The organism is Bradyrhizobium sp. th-b2 (assembly GCF_000426785.1).
Taxonomy (GTDB): Bacteria; Pseudomonadota; Alphaproteobacteria; order Rhizobiales; family Xanthobacteraceae; genus Bradyrhizobium; species Bradyrhizobium septentrionale.
This window is the reverse complement of record NZ_AUGA01000135.1, coordinates 1-8,165: the sequence shown is the minus strand read 5'-3', so window position 1 is coordinate 8,165 and position 8,165 is coordinate 1. Positions and strand designations below refer to the sequence as shown.

At 58.6% G+C, this 8,165-nt stretch carries 7 protein-coding genes; 4 read left to right on the top strand and 3 right to left on the bottom strand.

From position 1 onward, the window contains the following. Together K359_RS0145560 and K359_RS66015 are read left to right on the top strand one after the other, a co-directional pair. The coding region (locus K359_RS0145560) for a helix-turn-helix domain-containing protein (RefSeq protein ID WP_029084976.1) at positions 1–339 on the top strand (339 nt) is incomplete at its 5' end. An 820-nt stretch (positions 340–1,159) separates the two neighbouring features. Then, entirely contained in the window at positions 1,160–1,282 is a 123-nt protein-coding gene (locus K359_RS66015) for a hypothetical protein (RefSeq protein ID WP_256375221.1), read from the top strand. 7 nt (positions 1,283–1,289) lie between these two features. On the opposite strand, the gene K359_RS62575 is transcribed toward K359_RS66015, so the two are convergent. Together K359_RS62575 and K359_RS0145540 are read right to left on the bottom strand one after the other, a co-directional pair. Beyond that, positions 1,290–1,439 (bottom strand): hypothetical protein, encoded by a 150-nt coding sequence (locus K359_RS62575; RefSeq protein WP_156929075.1) that lies wholly within the window; start codon positions 1,437–1,439, stop codon positions 1,290–1,292. Positions 1,440–2,317: 878 nt separating this feature from the next. Further along, positions 2,318–4,093, bottom strand: a complete 1,776-nt coding sequence (locus tag K359_RS0145540; RefSeq protein WP_035978356.1) for an adenylate/guanylate cyclase domain-containing protein — start codon at positions 4,091–4,093, stop codon at positions 2,318–2,320. Positions 4,094–4,470: 377 nt separating this feature from the next. On the opposite strand from K359_RS0145540, the gene K359_RS60325 reads away from it, so the two are divergent. Together K359_RS60325 and K359_RS55955 are read left to right on the top strand one after the other, a co-directional pair. After that, positions 4,471–4,884 carry a DUF1236 domain-containing protein gene (locus tag K359_RS60325; RefSeq protein ID WP_084518815.1) on the top strand — a complete coding sequence of 138 codons (414 nt, stop codon included), beginning with the start codon at positions 4,471–4,473 and terminating at the stop codon, positions 4,882–4,884. Between the two features lie 150 nt (positions 4,885–5,034). Continuing rightward, a complete protein-coding gene (locus K359_RS55955) occupies positions 5,035–7,035 on the top strand; it encodes an AI-2E family transporter (protein ID WP_084518814.1) in 2,001 nt (666 codons plus the stop codon). Positions 7,036–7,307: 272 nt separating this feature from the next. On the opposite strand, the gene K359_RS0145520 is transcribed toward K359_RS55955, so the two are convergent. Then, the gene (locus tag K359_RS0145520; RefSeq protein WP_029084973.1) at positions 7,308–7,847 is read right to left on the bottom strand and encodes a hypothetical protein; all 540 of its coding nucleotides are present in this window, start codon (positions 7,845–7,847) and stop codon (positions 7,308–7,310) included. Between the last annotated feature and the right edge of the window lie 318 nt (positions 7,848–8,165).

Genomic DNA, 8,165 nt, shown 5'->3' with positions numbered 1-8,165 from the left:
AAATTTTCCGAATTGTTCATGGCCTATCTGCTGACCCGCAACAGCCGGATTGAAGAGGACCTGATCGACCAGCTCTTCAACTCCAGTGAAAAGCGGTTGGCGCGCCTGCTGCTCCTGCTGGCGAATTTCGGCAAGGAGGGCAGCCCTCAACCGATCAGTCCAAATATCAGCCAGGAGACATTGGCCGAAATGATTGGAACGACGCGATCCCGCGTCAGCTTCTTCATGAACAGATTCCGCAAGCTCGGCTTCATCAGCTACAACGGAAAAATCGAGGTCAACAGTTCATTGCTGAACGCGGTCTTGTACGACAAGCCCGAGATCAAGCGCGAATTGTAAAACGATAAAACTGCGCCTCAAGCGTCGCGGGCCAACGCCAACCGCCGCGTCGTTAGGGGCGACTAAACTCTTCAGAGCCAATTGCATAGACGCGCCGGCATCGCTCCGGCCCTTCCTGTATCTGGACAAGGGCACACCTGCTGAACATGGCGCCGCCCTCAAGCACACTATCGTGCAAGGCTGGCTGGAGATCCACGAGAGCGGGACGTACGTGAAGATTCTCCCGGCCGGAAACGACCTGTTCGCCTGAAAAGAAAAAGGACCGCGTCAAGCGAATGAGGATCCTTTAAAGCACCTTGCGCGTTGAGGTCCCATCGAGGGGCTGAACCTGAAGGTGGGTTATGAGCGACGTTCCTCGGGATATTCAAAGAAAGTTCGAACGGCGGTGGGCCGCCAGATTTGCGCGGCCAGTGGAAGCGCGCCGGCCCGAAAGGCATCAGTCTAAAAAGCCGGATCAGCGCCTCGCCGCTCAACCCAGAGAAAAACCCGCCGAATTGAACCGGCGGCCTTGAGGCGTGCGAGCGCGGGGCCGTAAGCCGCACCGTTGCAGCGCTTGCCAGCTGGCAGCTGTTAGTCGAGCGGTCGAGAAAGCGCCGCAGATGAAACCTCTTTGCATTCGCCACTCAGTTGGGCGTGGGCCAGCCGTCAGACTACACGCGGCAGTCGCGCCCAAATCGTTAACTTCTTTTCGAGAGTGATCAAAATTGACCAGCCTTGGAACGTCGGCTGTTCCAACCTCCGGCCATCACCGCCCTGTAACGGCGTCTGCCGGTGACTGAGAGCGTTCGGGCTCCCCGCCCAGAGACAAAGGGAGCGTGGCATGATCGAACAACCCCATCTCGATTCATATTCAATCCCAGCACGCGTCAGTCTTGGCATTGCTATTTTCGGCGGCACACTGCTTATCGCGGTGATGCTTACGGGTGCCTTCATCGTGCATTGAGGCCGCCTCAGTTGTTTTCCGTGATCTTGCCCTTGCCGTCAAAGGCTTTGCATTTGACCGGATAGATTTTGTGGCCCGGCTTCACCGACTGCACTACGGCCGGGAAGCCCGTTCCATTGCAGGCCGGGCAGATACGCTCTTTGATCTTCGGCCGCATTTGAAGCCTTTCCGGCCGCCTCCAGTTGGGGGCCACTATTTGTCAGGCGCGATCACCGGAGGCAGGGGCTGCGTAGGCAGGATGTTCGTCCGCCGCTCACGCGACATCGCGAGAGCCAACGCCAAGACGCCTACGGTTATGATGATCGCCCGACGCATGCGAGCATCTTGGTCTCTCCGGACAATATGCACAATCTGACTGAAGTCGAAGGTCGCCTCAGTTGGTGGCTACTTCCGTTTTGCTTAAGTCGCTTGTTGGCCCTTTGCTGGCTTCACTTAGGCATCCGTCGATGTCTGCTTTAGAGGGCAACTCGAACCTCGCTAATCCCGCATGCGGGTACCAGATTTATGAGTACACGCCCTTAGTTCTCTGCGAGCATTGTTATTGGGCAGAACTATTTTTGTCGGCGGATCGACTGTCTTTTACGCGTTCTCAATCAGCATGCGGACCCGCTGGCGTTCTACGCCGGCTCTCTCGTGGACGAGAGTCAAGAAGATCGGGGAGCTGAGACAATTGGGGATGCGGCTCGGTGGCTGGTTCGTTTTGGACTCTAGCCCGGCGCCGGCCGCTGATCACAAGGCCAATCAGGCCGACCACCACCAACGCGGCTCCTGCGATCATCAGCCAATGCGGCAATTGTAATGATAACACCAAGTCTCTTGCCATGACTCACTCCAAGACATCGTACTCAAATGCCACGCCCGCTGGGTCGTTTTCCGCGAACCATTTCTCCGCGGCTTCGATCGTCGCGAAGACCTTGATGTGGTCCTCTAAGTGAGAATGTTTGCCCGTATTTCACCGGATTCTGCTGCAAAAGCGAAGGACGGCAATATTGCGGATACCGGGGCTAGATTTGATCAAGATCAGTATTGGCTCGTCTAATTGCCTTCTGGCACGCCTGCCAAGCTTAGGCCCTCGTAGACGATCTCGCGCTGGTTCAGGAAGGTCGGGTTTTCACTGCGCCGCTCGTTGCGAAATCTAGCGACGGTAAAGTTTGGGTCGAGCCGGAGGCCGGCATTCCGCGCCTCCCGCGCCTCCGCAGCGCGGCCGCTCAGCGCTGAGGCCGCTGCCAAGAAGAAATAGGGCATGGCGACGTTTGGATTTATCTCGACTGATTTACGCAGCCGGTCCAGGGCTGATCCGAGCCGGCCGAGGAACAGGTCGGCGATCCCGAGCAGTGCGTGCCAGCGATCCAGTCCCGGATCGCGCGGGCTCAGCCGCATTGCGTTTGTGAGATCGGCTTCTGCCTCTTCAGCACGCCCGAGTAGCACCTTCAAGAAGCCTGCGTCGGCATGGGCCCACGCCAGATTGCGATCCAGCGTGATGGCGAACTCAAGCTCGCGCAGCGATCGTTCTGTCGCGCCCGAAACATGCAGGAGATTGGCGTGGACGAAATGGGCTAGCGCGTTTCCCGGAGCAAGCGTCAGTGCCTCAGTGATGGCCATCTGGGCGATACGTAACTGTTCGTCTCGGTTGGTCGAGGCGAAGGTGCGAAGGTCGTTCCCATGATAGAAGGCGAGACCGACCAACGCCTCGACATTGTGATTATCCAACCGAAGCGCCGCGTCAAACAGATCACACGCCGCGCGGTCGCGGCGCAGCGACAAGGGTTGGTTGAGGATCGCCCAGCCGCGCATGGCCAGGTCCACAGCATCCATGTTGTTCGGCCGTTCGCGCTCCGCCCGGCGGCCTTCTGCGGCGACGAGCTCGATACCGACGGTCCGGGCGAGGCGCGTGGTGATCTCGTCCTGCATGTCGAAGATGTCGGCGCGCGGCTTGTCGAAACGCTCGGCCCAGAGGTGTGCGCCGGTTTCCGTGTCGATGAGCTGCGCGTTGACGCGGATGCGGTCGCCGCCGCCCTGCACGCTGCCCTCCATCACGTAGCGCACACCAAGTTCGCGGCCGATTACGCGGACGTCCACTGGCTTGCTTTTGAAGGTGAAGGCAGTGTTGCGAGCTATGACGAAGGCGCCAGGAATGCGCGACAGATCGGTTGTGAGGCTTTCAGTGACGCCGTCGACGAAGTAATCCTGCTCGCTGTTGCCATCGAGGTTGATGAAGGGCAGGACAACGATAGACAGCCGAGGCGCGACGGTCGTGTGCGGCACCGCTGCTGCGGGATGCGCGGGTGAAAGCGCATAGACCTGCACTAGATCGGCGATGTTCTTCAGTTGCTGCTGACCGAGATCCCGTGCGGCGATATCGATTTTGCCACGCACCTGGTCATAGGCCGCACTAGACAGGCAAATGCCACCAGGCTCGGCAATGCCCTCCAATCGCGCCGCCACATTGACGCCATCGCCCATAAGGTCGCCATCGTCCTCCACGACCACGTCCCCGAGATTGATGCCGATGCGGAACTCGATCCGCCTATCCGGTGCCAGGCCGGCATTGCTTTCAGTCATAGCCCGTTGCGTATCGACCGCCGAACGAACTGCATCCACAACCGAGGCGAACTCGGCCAGCAAGCCATCTCCAGTGGTCTTGACGATGCGTCCGCGATGGGCGGCAATCACAGGATCGATCAGGTCCTTGCGAATGGCCCGGAGCCGCTCGAGCGTGCCTTCCTCGTCAGCTCCCACAAGCCTACTGTAGCCAACTGCATCGGCCGCGAGGATCGTCGTCAGCCGTCGGTTTGGCCGGTCGCTCGCCAAGTCTTCCTCCTGGATCGGTCGAGGCCAGTCTACGCGTTTGGCAGCAGGTGCCAAGGGATTCGACGATGAGGGCGCAATCGAGATCTCCGTTTATGTCCCTTTCTTAAGTGCCGCGCTGGCTATTGGAGTCCGATGTCGGGGGTGAAGCGGCGTCACGTTGCACGCTCCGATTTTCGGGTTTGACCTATAGCGGAAGTGGCTCAAAGTTTACCGGACACGGTTTAGCCGCGCGGGACCGAATTTGAGCCGCTTTGTCGGCCGGGAGATATTCGAGATTTCGCTGTGAAGCGCCCACTTAAGCGCCGCATCGCAATCTGTAGGAACCTATCGTCTGCTCGGTACTTGTTTACTCACCAATCCCCACTTTAGGAGTTTTCATGATTTGCCGTTTTGCTGCCGCCGCTGTTGCTGTCGCCGTCTTATTTCCCATTGCAACCGAGGCCCAGGGTGTGCCGGGAGGCGTCGAGCGGGGTGCGCGGGATGGTGAGCGAGCGGCAGGGCCGGTCGGTGCGGTTGTCGGTGGAGCAGTCGGCGGCGTGGTAGGCGGCGTAGCGGGAATCCTTGGTGTTGATCAGCGTCCTCGCTTTCATTCCTACGTTGTCGAACAGAGAGGCCCCTCATACCAGTATCGCGAAGATCTAAGAGTTGGGGCGGTTCTTCCAGAAGAGGGCGTGACCTACTACGATGTGCCGCCCGAGTATGGCGCCCGTGAGTATCGCTATACGGTGGTGAATGGTCGCACCGTATTGGTCGAACCGCGAACACGCCGGATCGTCGAGATTGTCGAATAACAATCATGGGCCGTCTTTCGAGACGGCCTTTTCGTTGGTCGACAATAAGGACCGCCGGGGCTCGCTGCTCGTGTACGTAGGCCATGCGAATGCCGCGCTCGAACGCGCATTCGTCAAATCATTCCGTGACAACCGAAGCTGGGCCAGCAGATGATGCCTGTGATCAGGCAGCCGTTCAAAGCACGTACAAGTGAAGAGCTTGTGGCCTTGCTCGGCACGGTGGCCGCTGCGATCCTGACTGTCATCATAGTTGCGATGCTCTATTTCGGGCGCGAAATCTTCGTGCCAATCGCATTGGCAATTCTTCTCAGCTTTGTCTTGGCACCGGCCGTCTTGATATTGCAGCGCATCCATGTGCCGCGCGGATTGGCAGTCGTGAGTGTAGCTCTGCTTGCCTTCGCACTCATTTTTGCGATGGGGAGCCTTCTCGCTACGCAATTGACGCTGCTCGCCGGAGATCTCCCGCGTTATCAATCGACGATCAGCGAAAAGATCCAGTCGTTTCGGGATACAAGAGCCGGGAGAGGGACGCTTGAACGTGCCTCCGACATGTTGAAAGATCTCAGTAAGGAGATCGATAGGCCGAAGGAGTCCGCGACCGCGCGGGGGCTGAACTCCTCAATAGTCAATCCCGGTGCATCGCAAGCCCCCGTCCCGGTGGAAGTCCGCCAGCCCGATCCCGGTGCGCTGGAGAACCTGCGGACTTTGATCTCGCCGCTCATTCATCCTCTCGCAACAACCGGCATCATCATCATCTTCGTGATCTTTATACTTCTTCAACGCGAGGATCTCCGTAATCGGCTCATTCGGCTGGCTGGCTCCCACGACCTGCAACGAACCACAGCGGCGCTGGACGACGCGGCGCTACGCCTTAGCCGGCTGTTCCTGACCCAGCTCATTCTGAACAGCGCGTTTGGCGCGGTGATTGGGTTGGGCTTATGGCTCATAGGCACACCAAGCGCGATCCTGTGGGGCATTTTGGCCGCAGTCCTTCGTTTCGTGCCTTATATCGGCGCCGTTATCGCGGCCGCGTTCCCGCTTGCTCTGGCAGTAGCCGTCGATCCTGGCTGGTCCATGCTGCTATGGACGCTCGCGCTCTTTTTTACTGTCGAGCCGGTCGTCGGCCATGTCATCGAGCCGATGGTCTATGGCCATAGTACAGGGCTTTCCCCAGTAGCCGTGGTTGTGGCGGCGACGTTCTGGACCGCACTTTGGGGACCCATTGGGCTCGTCCTCGCGACGCCTTTGACGGTATGCCTTGTCGTGCTTGGGCGCCATGTAGAACGCTTGGAGTTTCTTGACGTCATGTTCGGGGACCGCCCGGCCCTTTCTCCACCCGAAATCTTCTATCAGCGCATGCTGGCCGGAGACCCGGCAGAGGCTGCCGAGAAAGCCGAACAATTCCTAAAAGAACGTTCTTTGGCGTCATACTATGACGAGGTCGCCTTGAGGGGTTTGCAGCTGGCGCAAATTGATGCCGCGCGCGGAGCGCTCGACCCGGAGCGTCTCACGAAGATTCGAGATGCCGTCGCGGAGTTTGCCGGCGACGTTGCCGATCAAGATGACAGAGCGCCGGCGAAGGTTAATGTAACCACCGATGCAGAAGCCTCGTCCGCGGTAGAAAGCGTCGCGGAAAATGCGGCCCACGAAAACCTACCCATTATTAGCAAGGAAAACCTTCCGTCCGATTGGCTCGGTGAGTACCCCGTTCTTTGCCTAGCTGGACGCAGTCTCATCGATGAATCGGCTGCGATAATGCTCGCTCAGCTTTCGACTGCACACGGTCTCACAGCACGGGTCGAAGGCGCGGACGCGCTCTCTAACGCAAACGTCTTCCGACTTGATGGTACAGGTGTTGTGATCGTCTGCCTGGTCTACCTCGATTCGAGCGGACCAGCGCATATGCGGTATTCGGTTCGGCGCCTAAGGCGGAAGCTCCCGAAGGCCCTTATAATCCTGGGCTGTTGGGTCAAGGACATCGATCCAGACGCGCTGGAAGCGTTGCGCGACAACGCCAAAGCCGATCTCGTAGCTGCGAGCCTGGGTGAGACTGTCAAGCTTTGCATCGGGGCTACGGGGGTGACGGACCATAACATCGCAGGCTCCACGCAGGAAAACCCACTACCGCCGCCGCTTGAGATAATCGCTTGAGATCGAAAAAGATAAGGCCTCAGTTGGGGACTTTGACATTATGCGCGGTGAAAAAACCGACGCGGGTGAGCAGCGCAAGGCTGCTATTGATGCTGTGGACTGTTCCCCCACCCGGCACGTGAGTGCAATGGATTTAGAGAGCTGATAGGCCCCTCACGATCTGGAGGAACTCCCCATGGAAATGAACACGACAATCGGTCTGGATATTGCGAAGTCGGTCTTTCAAGAAAGCGGATCAATGGGGTCGGCGATTGCACTCAGTCGCCCGATGGTCACTTCCACCAAGCAGAAGGCTGCGGTGACGCCGTGCGATCAATCCTCCATGCGCGGTCGCTTCGAGCACGGCGAAAAGTTGTACGCAGCGCCTTCCCGGCCTGATCAGCCACCCTTCTAGCCGTCTTCCAGACTGCGAGCGATTCGACCTTATCCATCATAGGTCGCCAATACCGATATCCCCACGCAAATGATGGGATCGACAGCAGCTTCTTTTTATTCAACTGAAACAGCCGTTCCACGAGGGTAAGCTTCAAGACTTCCGCAACAATAAAAATGACAGCTCCTGCGAAAAAATGCCCGGTCCCGATCAAGTAGCCGCTCAAAGGTTTTGCTGGCTCAAGGATGATGATCGGTACCAAAAAAAGGACAAGCGAAGGATACGGCGGCAACGAAGCAACCCAAAGCCGCGCGCGTTGCAGCAGCCTCTGTCTGGCCATCCAAACGGTGATCGGCCGTGTGACATAGGAAAAGACGGCGTCCGCGACGAAGTAGACGAACGCGACCATGAAAATCGGTGTGTTCCAAGCGCGGGTCATGACACCTCCGGCGGGTCAAAGCGGGCCTGGAGGATGTGTTCCTGGAAGCCGGCTAGAAAATTGGGGAACCGGGCGCAAGTCCTTGGGGGTGTTGAGCGAAGCCACCAAACAGACCATCGCGCGCATTAGGCACTTAGCAGTCGTTCCGCCACGTTGAACGGCGCCAAGCCCCGGCTTCCCCTTCGACCCGCAGCTGAGCCCTAGCGACAAATTGTGCATGGGACGGAGAGGCGGCCGCTCCGACGGTCATTCCCTTGGTTGCAGGGACCGTACTTCGAGCGTCGTCGGGGGCACTCGAAAACTCGGTCATCGTGACCT